We start from the raw sequence: 17616 nt of genomic DNA on the forward strand, positions 1-17616 counted from the left end.
ATATACGCGATGTATTTGGGTATGTTAGCGGCCGTCCCTAAAGCTGCGTCACGGACCGCACCCTGGAGGTCGGCGAGATGAGTTGGAACCGGAAGCTACCCCGCCGCGGCTTCCTGGCCGGGTCGCTGGGCAGCGCCCTGATCGCGGCGCCGTTCACGATCTCGCGCGCGGCGCCGACGGGCGTCTCCGGCAATCCCTTCACGCTGGGCATCGCCTCGGGCGCGCCGCGCGAGGACGGCGTCGTCCTGTGGACGCGCCTCGCGCCCCGGCCGCTCGAAGGTGGCGGCATGCCGGAGGCACCGGTCGCGGTCGACTGGCAGGTCGCCGAGGACGAAGCCTTCGCGCGCATCGTCGCCCGCGGCACCGAGCAGGCCGTTCCGGCGCTCGCCCACTCGGTGCACGCCGAGGTGCGCGGCCTGAGGCCCGGCCGCCCCTACTGGTACCGCTTCCGCGCCGGCGCGGCGCAAAGCCCGGTCGGTCGTACCCGCACCGCGCCCGCCTCCGCCGGCGCGGTGCCGCGGTTTCGCTTCGCCTTCGCCTCGTGCCAGCAGTACGAGCAGGGCTACTTCGCGGCCTATCGCGACATGGCCGCGCGCGAGCTAGACCTGGTGATCCATCTCGGCGACTACATCTACGAGAAGTCCTGGGGATCGCGGCTGGTGCGCCGGCACGAGGTCGGCATTCCGACGACGCTGCCGGAGTTCCGCGACCGCTACGCGCTCTACAAGCTGGACGACGACCTGCAGGCCGCCCACGCCGCCGCACCGTGGCTCTCGATCTGGGACGATCACGAGGTGGCCGACGACTATGCCGACGACCGTTCCTACACGACGCGCGATCCCGCCCGCTTCCTCAAGATGAGGGCCGCGGCCTACCAGGCCTATTACGAGCACATGCCGCTGCCGGCCTCGGCGCGGCCGCGCGGCCCCTCCGCCACGATCTACGAACGCTACCGCTTCGGCGACCTGCTCGACGTGATGCTGCTAGACGACCGGCAATACCGTTCGGCGCCAGCCTGCGTGAACGGCGCGCGTCCCGGCACCGTGCCCGATTGTCCCGAGCGCACGCTCGAGGAGCGCACCATGCTGGGCCGCGCGCAGGAGGCCTGGCTCGACACTGAGATCCGTAGCTCGAAGGCACGCTGGACCGTCGTCGCCCAGCAGACGCTGATGGCCGAGCTCGACCGGCCCGCCGAGGGCGCACACCGCTACTGGATGGACGGCTGGGACGGCTATCCCAACGCACGGCGCCGGCTGCTCGACTCGATCGCCACGCACCGGCCGCGCAACCCGGTCGTCATCGGCGGCGACCGCCACGCCTTCTTCGTGGCCGACCTCGCCCGCGATCCCGCGCGGCCGACCGCGCCGCCCGTGGCGACGGAGTTCGTCGGCACCTCCATCACATCCGAGGGCCCGGGCGCGAAAGGGCTGCGCGATGCGCTGGCCGCCAACCCGCACGTGAAGTACGCCCGCGGCGACCGCCGCGGCTACGCCACGGTCGACCTCACCCCGGCGCGCTGCACCGTGGGCTTCGAGGCGATCGACGACGAGAAGAGGAAGGACGGCACGGTCTCGCGGCTCGCGACCTTCATCGTCGAGGACGGCGCGGTGGGCGCACGCCAGTCCTAGCGACGAGGGTCCGGCCTCTCCGGCAGACGCTCACGACCACGGGGCGGCGCCAGAACCCGCAGTGCAAGCAACCGCGCAAACGACGTCGAGAGATCGAAGTCGGGACTCCCGGCCATGGCCCGTTCGGCCGCTTCGCCGAGACTCTTCCCCTAAAGAATGGCGTCGGTGAAGGCCGCTTCTCCGTCGTCCAGCCTTACAAAGACCGCTTCATCGTCTTGCCGCATCACGAGCAGCGTGATGCCGCCCGCAGCGAGATCGACCTCGGCGGCACCGGCGCCCGGCTGGCAGGCTTGCCAGATCCTGTCGAGCGGATAGTCCGATCTCAACAGTTCTGCCCCCAGCGCAAGGCAGGGCGTGTACGCGACCAGTTCGTCGGACGACATTCCTTCCAGGTTGGCCATATCCAGGAGCAGACCCGGCGCAGCATGGAACGCAAGGTTGAGCGCCCAGTCGAGGCGCGCCGCGTCGCCAAGATAGGGTAGCCCGCGCGCCGGCGAGAAAGCGGCGACGAAAGCCGGAAAGTCCGAGCCGTACTCGGTGAGCACGGGTCCCTCCGGCAGACGATCGGCGACGAACACCGCCGCCATGGCGCGAAAGAACTCGTCGCCGACCAGGCTGACCACCGTCGGGAAAGTCGCCGATAGTGCTGCCGCAAGGCTTTGCCGGACATGATTGCGATGTATTCGAACCCGGGCGCCGGCGGAGATGGAATCGCCGGCGATCAGATCGAGTAGCGTGTCGCCGCCGCCGGCAAGACCGCGGGCAAAGGCCGACTGAAGTTCAGCGAGCGGGAGCATGTTGCCTCCCCTTCTCGAGCACGCGCGCGGCGCGACGCGCCTCGTCCAGCAGGACGTCCAGCGCCGGAATATCGGTGTCCCATTCGACAAGCGTCGGCCGGCATCCGAACCGGTCCACCATCGCGCCGAACAGCTCCAGCACCGATTCCCCGATGCGACTGCCATGGTCGTCGATCAACACAGGTTCGCCGTCCGCATCGTTCACCGCATGGCCGGCCAGATGATACTGGGTCACTGCATCGGCCGGCAGGTCCTCGAGCCAGCGCGCGGGATCCAGCCGCAGATTGTGCGCCGTCACGACCACGTTGTTGGCATCGAGCAGGATGCCGCAGCCGCTGCTTATACCCTGGCTGGTCCGCTTCCTGCGAAGCTCGCGCGAAAGCATCTCGGGGGTGCTCTAATACCACTAGCATCCCCTGTAGACTCCGCTTGAACGAGGGCAGCCTTTCCACATTAATTCTGCGGAAAGATTAACGTGCTTTGGGGGCACTCGTGGCAACAACCTACGACTCGGTCAGCGGTTCTACGTTCCTAGAGTTTACCGGTGCGGGGGTCGCCGACCAAAGCCAGACAGTCGTGCAGGCATACGGCTTCACCACTACTGGAGAGTTCACAAGCTCAGACCCCGGAATCAATGTGGCGTTGGTCTTGCCACGCGCCAACGACCCGACCGCATTACTCGCTGGTGACTGGGGCAGCCGGCAAGCGTCACTGCAGGCGCTGAACGATACGAACTCCCTGTGGACCACCTACGGCGCTGACGTCGCGACGTACAACAATGCCGTCACGTTCATCCAGAACACGCTTCTCTTGGATGTGCTTGCCAGCACGAACGACGGCACGCTGATCGATAACAGCAATTACATTTCGTCTGCCGGGTCCCGGACCATCTGGGTGGAGATCAACAGCCAGGCCGACTGGCAGGCCCTGTTTGGTCCCGACAGTACCCTCATGTATGCGCCTTACGTTGCCGGCCAGCAGTATGAGACCTGGTTCTGGGAAGGCTCTCTCTCGCTGCCCAGCGAATTGACGATCGCAGGCCTTTGGGTCGACGAGGAAGCGCGGCCGCAACCGTCCAACTTCGCGCCAGGCGTCACGGCTACTCTGATCGAGGGCTCGCAAAGTCCAGGTAATGCGGCAACGCAGCCACTCGAAGCCCCCCAGGTCGTTGGCGAGCGCTACAAATTTCCGCTGAACGGCGCCGATTACCAAACAGGAATGATCGGCCTGATCGAGCCCGGGATCGGCAGTTATATCACCGGTGATCCGACGGGCACTCAGTTCGAGACGCTGCTGACTGAGTATCTGACGACCATGGAAACCAGTGGAACTGGTACAGTATTTGTGCAGGGAATTGACGGTCAGAACTCCATCAGCAGCGAACGATCGCTGGACGTTGGCATCACTGCAGCCGTCAATCCAAACAGCAGCATCGCTCTTTACAACGGATCGGGCCATGTCCCGGCCTCGACTGGCAATGCAAAGTCTTCCGTCTTTACGGCGGTACAGAACTCGATTTGGGGCACGGCGTCCAACCTTGTCGGCGATTCCGTTGGAGTAGCACCGGTCACCAGTAGCTCCTTTAGCGAGGCCCAGCGAGCGGCAAAGGACTCGTTGTTCTACAAGGCTTACTCTGAACTCTTTGTCGATGCCGCTCTGATGAACCAAACCACGCTCATTGCCCTCGGCGATGGCGGTTCCGGCGGCGAGATCGGAAACGGAGTGGTGAACGTCGATATAAACGCCACAAGTCCCTACAACATCTTGGTCGGAGGCACTTCGTTCTCTGACGTGGAGGCAGCATCGCAGGATGCGACGCTGAACGGCACCAATACCAATTTTACGCCCATCTATAACCTCGCGATGGCCGGCGACCCCGCGACCCTATGGCAACTCATGAGTGGCGGGCTCACCCACCTGCCGAGCACCGCCAACACCGAAGAATGGTTGGTCGAGACCGTCTGGAACGAATACGAGACTGACGAGCAGACCTTTGTAGGCGGTAACGGTCAAGGTGGCAGGTCCTATGCGACCAACAATACCGGCGCCGGCGGCATGGACACTACGCGCGCCACCCCCTCCTATCAGGTCGATTACGGCCTGACCTCGGCAATTTACGGCGCTCTCGGTCTTACGGGACGCGGTGTTCCCGACGTCGTGGCGCCAGCCGGCGGAAACCTGTTTTACGCGACGCCCGGTCCCGACATGACGCTCCCGCCTGTTGGTGAAGGTGGCACCAGCGCCGCGACCCCCCTGTGGGCGGGTCTGATCACGCAGATCAACTACGTGTTCAACGATCAGGGCTTGTCCAACCTGGGCTACATGACCGACTTGCTATACCTCGCATCGGTCATTGCACCGGGGTCATTTAATGACGTGACAATCGGCAACAACGTGTCGAGCTACTCGCTGACCGGCACTGACTATGGTGGCATCAATCCCACGGGATACGGTTACGAAGCGGCCGCAGGCTACGACCTGGCATCCGGTCTAGGGTCGCCCAACGGGCTTATACTCGCTCGGACTCTGTCCGAGATCGCTCACTCCCAGACCTATTTTAGCGGAACACCAGACGTTGTGGATGCGGCGCCTGGAGGCTGGACAAGCGGTACGACACAGACGCTGCTACTGCAGACTGTCGCAACCGCGGATGCGGCAGTAACGGTTGATGCCGGTGCTGCCTCCATCGACGCCAGCAGTGTTGCCCATGCTTCGTATGCGTGGACGAGCCAGCTCGCGCAGCAATCGCTACAGGCTGGTTTTGACGGCGACCTGCTGGCCCTATTCGACGGTCAATCACAAGGCTCCCTTACTCAGGCCGTTGTAGCCAACGGCGAGAGCTTGTCGATCACCTTCAATGGTAGCACGGCGGTCGCGGCGCAGGCCGGCATGAGCGCGTCGTTCGGCTTCGCCGACTTCTTCTCCGATGCCACCAACTCCGTACGCCTCGCGCAGGCAGTCGCGGTTGCGGAGACGGCGAACGCCGCCGATGACATCAACGTCGTGGTGCGCATGCGCCAAGTGGCGGGCGCCGACCTCTCGCTGATGCTCTACAAGGTCGACGACTACAACGGCACGATCGGCGGCCTTGCACCGGACCAGGCGGGCTACGCCGCAGCCGCCGCAGGCCGCGCTTATGCGGTTCTGGGCGGCGGGACTACCATCGCCGGGCCTGGCGATGGCAATGCCGGGCATGCGCAGATCACCGGCGTCGATGCCGGCGACCTGATCGCCATGCAGCTCACCAACGTCACCAACGGTGACACTTTCTGGGCCTTCAGTCAGGCAAACGAGATCGTCGGCGGCGAGCATGTCGCCCATCTGTGGAACTACGGCGCCAACACATGGGGCTGGGAGGATCTGGCAGGTGGCGGTGACCGCGACTTCAACGACCTGATCGTCCAGCTCGACTTCACGAGCACTGCCGGTAGCGGGCTGCTTGTAACCTGAAACGGGACGAAACGGTGCGAGGCTGAAGGCCCTCCGCTGAGAATGTCACGGCCCACGCCGTGCATGCGGCACGGCGGATGCTACCGCTGCAACGTCCGCAACCACCAGCGGCGGTTTCAAGAATGCGCCGCCCCTGTCAGGGCAGAAACCGGCGCGACCGAACATCGGCTGGCGGGCGCAGTCCGTCGAGACGGTCCGAAAAATGCCGTTCTCGAGGACGGAAGGCCAGACAGGCGACCTGGCGAGATCTTCGATGCACCTGATGACGGCGCGAAGAGAGAACGACAAGGCCCGGTCAGCATCCCACTTTCCAAGACAAACGTCCCGCCGTCAGAAAAAGTCTCTGGGACAGCCACTTACGAAGTGGAAAAAGAAGGATGGTACCCCCGGTCGGGCTCGAACCAACACTCCGTGAGGAACCTGATTTTGAGTCAACCGATGGCTACTGTAACCATCTGAATTTCCTACACATTTCCGGCCCCCTTGGGTGACTGTGTAAGAAACTGTGTAAATCTAGACCAAAAACAGGGTTCCTCCTAGGTAGTTTCTGGGCTGCGGTCCGGCCCATTTTCAGCGTGTTATCGGCACGATTTTCTTCAGCCTTCCCTTCATGTCTCGCTCTACAAAAGCCTCAACAATGGAGGCCGCGAAGATGTCCGGCGTAAACCCCGCCCTCAAGGCCCCGCCAACGCCCATGAAGCTGCGATAGCCCGTATCGGACAGGAACGGCCTGCTCTGCTCGATCGCGTGAGCCGAGAAGCTGAGCCATGACATATGCGTCGCACCGATGCCGAACAGGCCATCCATTTCGATGCGTACCCGCATAGCCTTGTGCTGGATTTCGAAGGAACCGGATTGGCCCCACAGCGGAACGTTGCCCTCATCGGCACGGGTTAGCCGGTCCAACACACAGCCTGGAGCCTCGTCGTCCGCCAAGATTCCCGGATTGAACCCGTTGAGCTTGTAGGCAAGCTCATGTGCATCGCTGCGCAAACGCGTAACGGCGTCCACGTCACCCGCCTGCATCGCCGCATGATGGCGCTCGATGAGTGTCCGATAGTACGGAAGGGCGGCCTCCATGGAGTCCGGCAGGTGGGCATGTGCCTCCTCCTCCGTCCGTTGCCGGTTGATGGCTTTCGTCTCCGCCAGCAAAGAGGCGAAAGATAGCTGATTGATGTTTGATTCAGGTTTGCGCATGCAAACCAACTAGCCACGCGGCAATGAGCGGGGGTGATGCGTCAGGGCCGGAAAGCGGTGGGTGGTGCGGGCCGGAGCGAAGCGACTACCCGGCCACCGCTTTCCGCCCGCAGGGCCTGGCCTTGACGCAACGGGGGCCGCAGGCCCCTCAATAAAAGGAGGGGGCCAGCCGTAGGCTGCCAACATCAAATGCGCGAGGGATCGTCACCCGAAGGGCGAAGACACCCCTCCCTCAATTTCCCGAGGGGTGGCTTCGTGAGGCCGCTCGCCCAGGCGGCCGAGTAGAGCCCGACCGGCACAGCCGGTCGCGCCAGAGGTTGATAGCCGATACCTCTTGATTGGTTGAGTGCTGATGGGCACGCTCGCGCAATTGGACGGGGAAGTCTGGCGATGGGCAATTCGATTGAAAACAGCTATGAGCGGTTCACAAAGCTGCTGCCGGAGATTGAGACTGCTCTAGGCAACCAACCAAACGAAGCCGATACGCGCCTCAAGGTGCTCGACAGGGTGCTGTTCGAAGTCTTGGACTGGAAGCACGAAGCTGTGTTTACGGAGCCTGCGACACCTTCTGGCTTTATTGACTATCTCCTAACTGTCGGCGAGCGCCGCAACGCCCTGGTGATTGAGGCGAAGCGTTCCGGTTTTTTAGAACCGGCGACAAAAGGGGACGAGGTGATGCACGTTGCCCTTAGCGGGCCCGTTGTGAAGCCCCTTCGCGCGGGCATTGAGCAGGCCCTTCGGTATGCCACGGAAAATGGCGTCCCAGTGGCCGTAGTCACTGACGGCAAGACTTGGCTGTTCTTCAAAGCATCCCGTACAGATGGGCAGGCCCCGATGAACGGAAAGGGTGTGCTTTTCCCCAATCTGAAAGCGGTGGCCAGCAACTTCGCCAAGTTCTCCGAACTGCTTAATGTTGGCGCCATTATCGATCGAAAGAACCTTGCGCACCTTCATGAGGCAGAGGGGCTGATCGTTCCGGAGGCCGAGCAACAATACTTCGTCTTGAATCCAATCGACGCCTCTATGCGCCAGCGCGAGGCGCTGGCGAGTGACGCGGCACTTCTATTTGCCCAGTTCTTTTCCCGGCTCTCAAACGAAAAGGACCGGGAGATGCTTCGGGACTGTTTCGTCGAGACCGCCGAGAGTCGGAAGGCCGACTTTGAGCTTGAGAAGATCGTTCAGAGGGTACTCAATAACATCACAGCCTTAGACACAGGTCAAAGTACCGCGCTTCAAGCCGAACTTCAGCGCACACTTGAATCCAAGCGCTCGGAGACCGTCCTGCTAGTTGGTAACAATGGAGCGGGCAAATCGACATTCATTGATCGGTTTTTCGAGGACATCCTTCCCAGACGCTTGCGCGAGAAATGCGTCGTCGTTCGAGTGGATCTCGAAGAATATGACGGCGATCCAGAGCTCATCGTGTCCTGGATGAACGCCCAGCTTCGCGAACAACTAGAAATCGAGGTTTGCGCGAGCATGCCTCCGACTTACGACGAGCTCATGGGCGTCTTCTTTCAGGAGTATCAACGGTGGTCCGTAGGCTCCCGGAAGCATCTTTACGAGACGGACAAGATCAAGTTCAAGGATGAGTTCGGCAAGCATATGGAAGACCGGCGCGAGAAGAATCCCGGTGAGTATGTGCGCCTGCTTCTCGATTGGGCGGTCCGTGGCCACCAGAAACTTCCGTGCCTCGTATTCGACAATACCGATCAATTTCCTGCAGAAATCCAGGACAAGGTTTACCAGGCCGCGCATTCTTATGAGAGTGCCTCTGCCCTGTTCAATGTCGTGCCTATTACTGATCGAACAATTTGGAGACTGTCCAAAGCGGGCGCACTTCAGAGCTATTCGGCGCGCAATTTCTATCTTCCCGTTCCCGACGCGAAGGAGATCATTTCTCGGCGCGTCGATTTCCTGAAACGCAAAGTCGAGGAAGAACCTAGGGCAGCGAAGCTATACTTTTCCAGAAAAGGCTTTCAAGTCGAGGTCAATGACCTCGCCATTTTGGCGGACGCTGTTGGCAAGGTATTTGTCGAGAACGATTACGTCACTAGGTTCATCGGGCGCTTGGGTAACTTCAATATTCGTCGCATGTTGAAGATCGCAGAGCGTATCTTCCTATCACCTGAATTGAAGATTGATGACATCATCAAGTCGAGATTTGGCGGAGAAGACGTAACAGCAGATCGTCATCGCACCCACCGCGCCCTGATCAAGGGTGAGTATGACCGTTTCAGCGAAAGCGAGAACGAATACATCTCAAACTTATTTCAGACAAACCGCCAAAGACCTGGGCCACCGCTCCTCCCTTACTACATCCTCGCAATGCTGCGACAAAAGCTCAACGCAGTGCGACCGGATGACGACAACATTGAGAACCAGCATTGGTTAGCAGAGGATCTGTGCCGATTGTTTGAGGGGTGTGGAGTCTCTGAAGACTTGGTTATGGCGGCTGTGGTTCGGCTCTATGACCGTCGGCTCATTGAGGCACTTGATCCAAATGCCAAGCAGTTGTCCCTCATGGACAAGGTAGCCATCAAAGACAGCGGGCTCGCTCACCTCGAAATGTTTACTACGTCACCCGTCTACATAGAGCAGATGGCATTAGTTACAGGCTTGAATGAGATGTCCGCGCGAGATGAGATCCGCCAATATCACAGAAGCAATAATTTTCCTGCGCTTCGCGACGAGTTCCTTCGGTATATTACCAAGATAGATAACAGTCGGCTGACAATTCCGACGCATCAGTTGTATTCAGAAATCGCGAAGTCACGTCGGCTGTTTGATGGTCTCAAGGCACCCGGCCCGGCAAGGCGGAAGGCTTCCGCGTAGCTCAACCAGGAGAAGGTTTGCGTTTGGCGCAAGATGTTTGTTCAGCGTCCGTGAATGCCGAGGATCTAAGGCCGGCCACCTGCCAGACATCGAGGGATATCGAGAGTACTTAAGGATCACGTGCCAAGATCATCCGGGAGCGGGGATAACCTATATTGAGCTTTGCAAGCATGATGTCGCTACGTGTCTATTCTTGTCGAGCCTCACAGATCATTCTTCGCACCCTTCCGCCTCGTCGCAGAACGTAACTCTCTGCCCACCGTGAAGAGAACTCGCAACCGACCGCACCACTGAATTACACCGGGTCCTGTTAAGTCAATTTACCACGGGCTTCGTCGCGTTTTTTTGGCGCTCGCGAATAGACTGAATCCAGTCCTCCAGGCCCTTGACCTCATTCAGCAGGTCATCGAGGGAAACGGCTTCTGGATTCAGTGCTTGTGCAGACGAATGTAGGTCTTCGGACAGTCTTGCTTGCGCGGCCATAACGCGCTTCACGTCGTCTTCGGTGAGAATGCCGAGCCTGAACATCGAGGTGGGCTTTACCTTGTTGTCGAACCTTTCGAGCACTGGCCGGATATAGTCAGATATGGCCTGCTCCCAAGCATCGCGCAGTTGGCCGATAGTTCCCTTACAGAAGGTAGTGCGTTGCGTATCGGACAGCTTGTCGAAGCCCGGTCTTGTCGTTTTGAGCGACGATCGAAGCGCGTTGCACATTTCAAGCCCGGATTTTGCTTTGTCGGGCAGCTCGTTCTCTATGTAGCCGGGCCTGCCTTGTTGCCTTCTAACATTGCGAAACGCAATCGGCCTGTTTGCCTTTTCTGCTTCGCGACGAAGCTCGTACAAAAATACAAGGTCGTGCGTGAACACGACAACCTGACGATGCTCCGCTTCCTCGACCAGCCGCGACGCCACCGCGCTCCGATGTATGTGATCGAGCGACGACATGGGATCGTCGAAGACGATGCCCGAGTAGCGCTGCGCGGTAACCAGCTCGGCCAGAAACGCCGCAAGAGCCACGCACCGATGCTCGCCTTCGCTCAGTATCTCTCCGACTTTCGCGCTCGGATTCTCTACCAACGCGACACGAAAATAGGATACGGCCTGCCGATCCTTCTCTTTCCGAAGTTCCACCGGCATCCTGGAGAGCTTCAGCTTGCCAATCTCTCGCGCAAATCGACCGCGCAACGCGTCGGTCACCATGCGATCCGAGAGTTCCTTGTTCTTGTCAGTGATTGACTTCTTCGCTGTTGTCTTGAGTGCTGTGGTGATCGCTTCCATCTCCTTGAGGCGAGCGATTTGGGCCTTAATATCCGCAACAAGTGGCGCGAGGGCGGCGCGATCCTTCAGTTCGAGATATTCGGATTGGAGTTTCTTGTACTCGTCACTCTGCGTATCGGCGGAAAGCTGCGCAGCTCGCGTTTTCAGATCGGTCGCGACGATCGCAAGCGCCGGTAGCGGATCTGCTCCAAGCTGCTTGGGTTCGGCACGGGCCTTAACCATCGCCCGAAGCCGCCAGAGCATTACGACGAACGCGCGACGAACTTGTTGCGAAAGGGCTTCATCGCCGATGTCGGTTGCGACGAACTTGCGAAACTTCAGAATGTCAGCGAGGCGCGGCGCTTGTTCGATCAAATGGCGAAGCGACGTACCTAACTTCGCGCGCGCAGCCGCTTCGTCAGCCTTAGTCGTGCTTTTGATGAATGACTCGAAAGTCTGTTGACGCGCGATCGCCTCCGCGTTGAGTGGCTGTTGACACAGGACGCAAAGCGTATCCGGCTCAGTCGAGGGGAAAGTTTTCTCGGGGTAGGCTACAGTATCCGCATAGTTGCGAGCCGCCTCCCACAGTTTCTGCCACGTAGCTTGCCCCACTTCTGGCAACGGAGACGCGCTGAATAGCTGCTGCGAAGCTAGCGATGCGGCTGCAACTGCGTTGGCATGAGCCAATCTCAAGGCCCCCATCTCCGCGAAGGATGCCGCATTCGTAGCAGACCTCAATGCTTCTATACCCTTATGAATGCGTTCGATTTCCGCGCGCTGAACGTCTAGCCTCGCAACAGCTCGTTTGGGATCTTGAGCGAAGTCTGCTTCCAGCGCGGCGAGACGAGATGTTTCCTGCTCGCTGAGCGCTGCAAGTTTATCAAGCTGCGCAATGTTGGATTTGGCGCTTAGTGCGAGAACATAACTGCCCGCAGCCGTGTCCTGACTCAGCGTGGGATTTGAGATCGCAAGCGGAACTTGCTTCTTGAGCGCGGCAATCCGGGCGTCGAGCAATGCTTTTACGCCGTCGCAAGCGTCGGCGAGCGCTTCCAGTACACGCATCGGCCGCGGAATGTAAGCCACTTCGTTCGTGCTTTCGACGTGGATACTTGCACTTCGGGAATCAAAGATGCTGACCGAAGGAAGATCTGTGTGCGGTGCTCCACTCGGTGTCCAAATGAATTGGTCGGCAGTCGCGCCACGAGCAAAGAATATCTTCGCCGATTGCGGAGTTTCGCTTTTGTCTTCCAAGTCTCGGTGGATGGCAAACTTCTCGTCGCGCGAGCGACAGGCATGTTTCAATACACGGACATAGCCCGATTTCCCGGAGCCGTTATCGCCATAGATCACAGTCAGTCCAGAGGGCTCGAAGGACAGCTTCTGCTGGCTGGCAAGCGCATTTACGGCAGTAGGATTCTCTATCGAGACAAGCGATATCTGTTCTGCCGAACCGGTCTGGACGACGATATGCGACTGTGCGAGCGGCACATGCGGACGACTTGGATCGAGACAGATCTCCGCAAGGTCCTCTATGGCTTTCTGGTCGAGCGTCTCGCCGACGACCAGACGACGAAGAGCGTCTCGCTGCCACGCCGCACGTTTCCCTGACCAAACCAGCAAGTCAGCAAGGGCCGCATTTTCAGTCAGCGGGATTGACTGGACAGGTTGGGCGCTCATGCCGGTTCAAACCCCTTTGGTGCTTGATCGAGAATGCTCTGCGTAAAGAGCCTCTGCGGATTGTTGTGGAGTGGCAGTAATATACTAGAGGGTGGGCGAATTCCGAGAACAATCTATCAGATGTTCTACTTGCGCTTTGCGCATACAAGCCAACCCGCCAAGCGGTAATGGGCGCGGTTGACGCGTCGGGGCCGGAACGCAGCTACTACTTGGCCACCACTTCCCGCCCCCCAAGGGCCCGAGGCGCTCGCCCAGGCAGCGGAATAGAGCGAGGTTGGCTTCCGCAGATGGGTTTATCCACAGATAATTCGCGATTGGTGTCACTCAGCACATATACGACCAACTGACAGCGCGTGGCTTGGCAGCTCCGGCCCGACTCTTGGACAATGGCCTCCCAGCACTAGGAGGCAGCGATGACAGACCCGCAGAAGAAAACAGAACGCCAGATCATGGAGGAACGGGCGGCACAGCTCTTCAGACCAGACACGCCGGAGCGCCGGGCGGCACGAAAGAGCTTTGGCACCCGTTGTGGGCACCTCAAGCGGAAGCTCTTCGCAAAAGAACGCCTAGAAGGGAAGATGCTCGAATTCGCGCTCGACATCGCTAACGACGAAATCGGCAAGAAACTCAAAGCGGGCGAGCCACTGGATCACTATGAGACGCACCTGATGGTCGACGTGTTCATGCTGCACATCAGGTTAAGTATGTGATTAGGCACAGACCAATAAGTTCCTAGCCGATTATCTGCTTCAGGCTTTTCAGATCGGCCAGGAATTGCTCACGCATCTTCGTCGTATAGATGCGAGCGATCTTGCCCTGATTTTGGCGATCAAGAATCTTCTTGAGATCGGAGAGTCGTGACTTCCAAGTCGTGCCGTCCGTGACGAAAAGCAGCCATGTATCACGCCGCATGGCGTCGATGATGGCGTCGAGATCGCCTATAATATCCGTCATCTTGGAGCCGGTCGCGCCGTAGCCCTTTACCTCGATCACTATCCGCGGACGGTGCCGATCGGGAACAGCGACATCGCACTTCGCTGTCTTGCCATCGGCGCCAGTGAAGGTTACGCGGGTTTCGTATCCATCTCCGAACACCTCACGGACCATGGCTTCGGCAAATTCCTCTAGGCCGCGGCCGCGCCGCTGACCTGAGATGGCCGAGCCGCGTCCCGAGCGCAGGCGTTCGACAAGAATATCACTCCAGACGGGCTCGTAGTTGATGCTGGTAGCCATTGCCTCGGGCAATTGCAGCTGCTGCAAAACATCAAGGAAGGCATCGGGGTCGGCCTTATAGCGCTTTACACCGATACCGCCTGCACCCAGCCCACGCTTTAGCTCCGCCTCCATGCTATCCTTAGAGAGAGCAAGAAACAGCCTGGCGCATAGGATGCCCTCGTCGAAGTTGCCGTTAAGGAGTGCCGAGATGTCGGAGCGGTTGTAGCTTTCCTTCCTAGGAAGGTCGGTCAGGCGCGCGATCGCGCTGGCTGCAACATCGTCCATCCAGTCGACATTAAGCGGACTCAGACTGTCAACGACCTCATCCAGGGTCTGGTCCTTCGCCTGCATCAGCTGCCGACGATCAGATACTCAGTGACGGCCGCTCGTTTGACGCCGACGTGCGTCCCGAAGTGGTAGCGGTGCGGCCTCTCAAAAACCCGGACACTACTCTTGTATCGGCGCATGAGAGCTTCAAGCTGGTCTAGGTCTGGAAAACCGTTCGAGCTATAGGAAAGTGCAATTTTGCTGTGCTTGAAGCGCGCGAACATTCGGTCAAAGGCTTCTATTGCAGTGTGGCGATAGCTGAAAGGTGTGTATCGCTTGGCAATTTTTTTGACCTTAGTCGAAGTGTTCACTGGCAGTCCTTGCCAGTAACATGACAGTCCTTCGAGGAAATGATAGCGCTTGATGTAGCAGTTATCATCGGAGCGTGGCACATAGGGCGGATCGAGATAGACGAGGTCGACCTTGCGACGCGTCAGCTCGAAGAGGTCGCTGCGTAGTGCATGATTCTTGCGGCCATTGTCGAAAACAGCGGCATTATAGACCTCGATCTGCTCAAGAAAGTGTTCCTCGATCGAGAGGCGCAGGTCGCGGCGACCGTCATCATAGCGCGAAAGATTGCCCGAAATCGTGAAAACGCCGCGAGGCTGCCGTTTCAGGCAGGAGCGGAACAGCGCGGCGAAGGCGAGCGCTTGCTGATGGGGATCTTGCAGCTGACGGATGTTACCTGACACGAGGTCGAGGAAACGCAAGTCTTCCGGTGTGTAAAACACGCGCTCGAAGGTGCGCTCAATGAAATTGTGAGCGGGCTTCGTACGATCAAGCAGCCGCTTGATTGCCTTGCCGTCGAGATGGGTATGATTGTTCTCGACGGTCGCGCGCGCAACGATGCTGGGAAAATTCAGAAAATCAGAAGCAACGACACGCCGCCCCATTGCCTTCATTAGGTAGGAGACACAGCCAGTCCCAGAGAAGGGATCGAGGGCGCTCTCGAAATCGACGAGGTTCAGCGTTTCGAAAATCCACGGCAGTAGCCGCGTCTTCGATCCCATGTAGCGCATCTCGGGATATTTGGCAGCTTGCGTCGGCATGCCAGCGATCGCCGCTTCGCTCCCCCTGAGGGGGACGACGGCGAGAGCGGCGCGAGGCACATGAAGCGGGGCGGGAGCGACTTTCGTCATACTCAGGTATCCGTACAGTTACCTCTGGGGTCACCGATAGCCGGAAAGTCCGGATTCCGATTCGGAGCTAACGGCCGAGAGTAACTGTTTTTCATATGTCTATATTGCGACTGCGCCTTGCGGCCCGCAAGCCTCAGGATCACGAACGGCCGCCGAAGCATCCGCCAATGGGCGACCGCTGTCTTATCCACAAAATGCTCTCATGCGTTCATTCTGCCGCTCCGCCAACGTAGATTCAGTGGAGGTCTATTACCGAGCGCAAACGACATCCCGCGAGAATTCCTACTCCCGATCGCCAGCCAGGATACAGGGCAGTACGTCCTATTCAGTGAGCAGGAATAACCACCCAACCGCACCCGCCTGATAAGGGCAGCGGGCTGGTCTGGACCTACATTCGCCGCCGGCGGCCGAAGTCGTGCTTTGGATTTCGCTTCTTGAAAGCCTCCATCCGCCGCATGAGGTCGTCAGCCCGATCCGGAGTACCCGATACTTCGTTGAACGATCTGCTGGCCTCCGGGCCATCTATCAGAAGCCCGGCGGCCTCTTGCGGAGCAAGCGCCTCGCCTTGCCCAAGTTCGGGCCGGGACATGGCAGGGGTCGGCAGAGCCTGAGGCTGTGGCCTGAGGGCGTCTTCCCTCGCCCGCGCGTTTTCAGCATCAGCTTTCTGGGTGTGGGCCAGACCATCGCGCTCAAGCCGTTGCCGGGTCCGCATGAGGCGGAAATCCTGCATATGCTCGCGCCACGCGATGCGAGCCGCACCGTCGGCCAGCTTGCGCTCCCACGCGGCCAAAGCCGTCCGTTCCCCGCGATGGATACGCTCAACGCGCTGGGCCAGCGCTTTCCCCGAGAAGACCAGACGGGCAACATCGCGAACGCGAAGCGTCCCGGCCTTGGCCAGGAATTGGCGGTTCGCCATCACGAAGCAAGCGCGTTCAAAGATGCCGCCCCGATTGGCCTCGGCCACCATCCGCGACTGTACGGCCTGGCGCTGATACAGCGTCCGCCATTGGGGCTGGAACTTCGTTCTGGCGGTTGCCCTGTCGGCGACGACCCGCGCCTTGGTCGTAGCCTCAAGAGCATCGCGTTCACCAACCTGCTTCGCCCATAGCGTTTCCCGCTCACCGCGCTGGGTCTCTTTGCGAAACGCTTCCTGCTCCTTGCGCCAGATTTCCCACGCGCGCGTCTCGGCCCGCTCCTTGGCCGTGTACTCAGCCCGGCTCAGGGAGACGGTATCGCGGGTCATGATGCCCTGCGACCGCAGTTCGTTGTTCCGGACCCGCTGCTCGCAGCGTATGCCCCCGTGGTCCCGCTCGTACTGCTCGGCCCATCGGGAGAAGCGGAGCTGGTCGAAGGCGATATTCCGCGCGCGGCTGCCGTCCCGCTCGATGCGGTTCACGATGACATGAATGTGCGGGTGCGGCTCGTCCGTGTGCTGGACGATCAGGGTCTGAAGCCCCTCCAGCCGCAGCGCCGTCAGGCTCGATCGGGCAGCCGACATCATGTCGTCCTGGGTCGGGTTCTGGTCCGGTGCCCACGCCAGCGAGTAGACGTAGACCGGCTTGGTCAGCTTCCGGCCCCGCTTGTTGGCTTCCTTCGCCCGGTAGCGCTCGTAGCTCGCGGTCATCTGGTCGATGGCCTCGCCGGGCGTCTGCGCCTCCATGTTCAGGATCTCGGTGAAGCCGACCCGGTAGGCTGTGCGCTCTCCGTTCTTGTCATGAAGGGCGTACTCGCCGACCCTATCGAACGCAGCCTTGGCATCGCCAGACCGTTCCGGCCTCGCGTCCTGCTTGTCGTTCAGATAGTAGAGACCCGCGCCTTGGAACGACTGGCCCGAGCCCGCCACACGCGGAATCAATTCACCCTCTCAGTTTTGTAAATTCCCTGTATTAGGGAAATTACACATCTTGCTACCACTCATGATGGAGAGGGTTATGTCGTGTCGAACTTCGTTAAATCAAGAGATTCACTTCGGCATTAACCAAGTCGTTACGGTTGTACCGGCTTCCGTCATGCGCCTTTACGTCTTGCATTCATGTGCATGGGTGCGTTTTCATGCCTCTGGTCGGGCTCATGATCAGGATCGGGCTCGGGGCT

Annotated in this window: 11 protein-coding genes; 4 read left to right on the forward strand and 7 right to left on the reverse strand. The window is 59.8% G+C overall.

Translation table 11 applies throughout. From position 1 onward, the window contains the following. The first annotated feature begins 77 nt into the window (after positions 1-77). A complete protein-coding gene (locus LJ725_RS12920; protein ID WP_230551078.1) occupies positions 78-1628 on the forward strand; it encodes an alkaline phosphatase D family protein in 1551 nt (516 codons plus the stop codon). A gap of 149 nt (positions 1629-1777) precedes the next feature. Here LJ725_RS12920 and LJ725_RS12925 read toward each other — a convergent pair whose 3' ends face one another. Beyond that, the gene (locus LJ725_RS12925; protein WP_230551079.1) at positions 1778-2425 is read right to left on the reverse strand and encodes an HvfC/BufC N-terminal domain-containing protein; all 648 of its coding nucleotides are present in this window, start codon (positions 2423-2425) and stop codon (positions 1778-1780) included. After that, the gene (locus tag LJ725_RS12930) at positions 2409-2810 is read right to left on the reverse strand and encodes a multinuclear nonheme iron-dependent oxidase (RefSeq protein WP_230551080.1); all 402 of its coding nucleotides are present in this window, start codon (positions 2808-2810) and stop codon (positions 2409-2411) included. Before LJ725_RS12930 ends, LJ725_RS12925 begins: the two co-directional genes overlap by 17 nt. Before the next feature lie 107 nt (positions 2811-2917). On the opposite strand from LJ725_RS12930, the gene LJ725_RS12935 reads away from it, so the two are divergent. Continuing rightward, complete coding sequence (locus LJ725_RS12935) at positions 2918-5875, forward strand: DUF4114 domain-containing protein (protein ID WP_230551081.1); 2958 nt, start codon at positions 2918-2920, stop codon at positions 5873-5875. Positions 5876-6445: 570 nt separating this feature from the next. Here the strand turns inward: LJ725_RS12935 and LJ725_RS12940 are convergent. Next, positions 6446-7072: a hypothetical protein gene (locus tag LJ725_RS12940; protein WP_230551082.1), complete on the reverse strand. Its 627-nt coding sequence runs from the start codon at positions 7070-7072 to the stop codon at positions 6446-6448. A gap of 390 nt (positions 7073-7462) precedes the next feature. Here LJ725_RS12940 and LJ725_RS12945 point away from each other — a divergent pair, with 390 nt between their 5' ends. Beyond that, positions 7463-9907, forward strand: coding sequence for an ATP-binding protein (locus tag LJ725_RS12945; protein ID WP_230551083.1), 2445 nt, complete (start codon positions 7463-7465; stop codon positions 9905-9907). 315 nt (positions 9908-10222) lie between these two features. Here LJ725_RS12945 and LJ725_RS12950 read toward each other — a convergent pair whose 3' ends face one another. Beyond that, the gene (locus LJ725_RS12950; protein ID WP_230551084.1) at positions 10223-12841 is read right to left on the reverse strand and encodes an AAA family ATPase; all 2619 of its coding nucleotides are present in this window, start codon (positions 12839-12841) and stop codon (positions 10223-10225) included. A 413-nt stretch (positions 12842-13254) separates the two neighbouring features. On the opposite strand from LJ725_RS12950, the gene LJ725_RS12955 reads away from it, so the two are divergent. Further along, complete coding sequence (locus LJ725_RS12955) at positions 13255-13551, forward strand: hypothetical protein (RefSeq protein ID WP_230551085.1); 297 nt, start codon at positions 13255-13257, stop codon at positions 13549-13551. 22 nt (positions 13552-13573) lie between these two features. Here the strand turns inward: LJ725_RS12955 and LJ725_RS12960 are convergent, their stop codons facing one another. The 3 genes from LJ725_RS12960 to LJ725_RS12970 form a co-directional block, all read right to left on the reverse strand. Next, positions 13574-14407 (reverse strand): DpnII family type II restriction endonuclease, encoded by an 834-nt coding sequence (locus LJ725_RS12960; RefSeq protein ID WP_230551086.1) that lies wholly within the window; start codon positions 14405-14407, stop codon positions 13574-13576. After that, positions 14407-15522, reverse strand: a complete 1116-nt coding sequence (locus LJ725_RS12965) for a DNA adenine methylase (RefSeq protein ID WP_230551087.1) — start codon at positions 15520-15522, stop codon at positions 14407-14409. Before LJ725_RS12965 ends, LJ725_RS12960 begins: the two co-directional genes overlap by 1 nt. A 388-nt stretch (positions 15523-15910) precedes the next feature. Beyond that, a complete protein-coding gene (locus tag LJ725_RS12970) occupies positions 15911-17377 on the reverse strand; it encodes a relaxase/mobilization nuclease domain-containing protein (protein ID WP_230551088.1) in 1467 nt (488 codons plus the stop codon). Between the last annotated feature and the right edge of the window lie 239 nt (positions 17378-17616).

The sequence above is a fragment of the Reyranella aquatilis genome, assembly GCF_020880995.1.
Classification (GTDB): domain Bacteria; phylum Pseudomonadota; class Alphaproteobacteria; order Reyranellales; family Reyranellaceae; genus Reyranella; species Reyranella aquatilis.

Bases quoted from the DNA above. Each gene is read 5' to 3' on its own strand.
- LJ725_RS12920 (WP_230551078.1), top strand. From the start codon at position 78: ATGAGTTGGAACCGGAAGCTACCCCGCCGCGGCTTCCTGGCCGGGTCG.
- LJ725_RS12925 (WP_230551079.1), bottom strand. From the start codon at position 2,425: ATGCTCCCGCTCGCTGAACTTCAGTCGGCCTTTGCCCGCGGTCTTGCC.
- LJ725_RS12930 (WP_230551080.1), bottom strand. From the start codon at position 2,810: ATGCTTTCGCGCGAGCTTCGCAGGAAGCGGACCAGCCAGGGTATAAGC.
- LJ725_RS12940 (WP_230551082.1), bottom strand. From the start codon at position 7,072: ATGCGCAAACCTGAATCAAACATCAATCAGCTATCTTTCGCCTCTTTG.
- LJ725_RS12945 (WP_230551083.1), top strand. From the start codon at position 7,463: ATGGGCAATTCGATTGAAAACAGCTATGAGCGGTTCACAAAGCTGCTG.
- LJ725_RS12950 (WP_230551084.1), bottom strand. From the start codon at position 12,841: ATGAGCGCCCAACCTGTCCAGTCAATCCCGCTGACTGAAAATGCGGCC.
- LJ725_RS12955 (WP_230551085.1), top strand. From the start codon at position 13,255: ATGACAGACCCGCAGAAGAAAACAGAACGCCAGATCATGGAGGAACGG.
- LJ725_RS12960 (WP_230551086.1), bottom strand. From the start codon at position 14,407: ATGCAGGCGAAGGACCAGACCCTGGATGAGGTCGTTGACAGTCTGAGT.
- LJ725_RS12965 (WP_230551087.1), bottom strand. From the start codon at position 15,522: ATGACGAAAGTCGCTCCCGCCCCGCTTCATGTGCCTCGCGCCGCTCTC.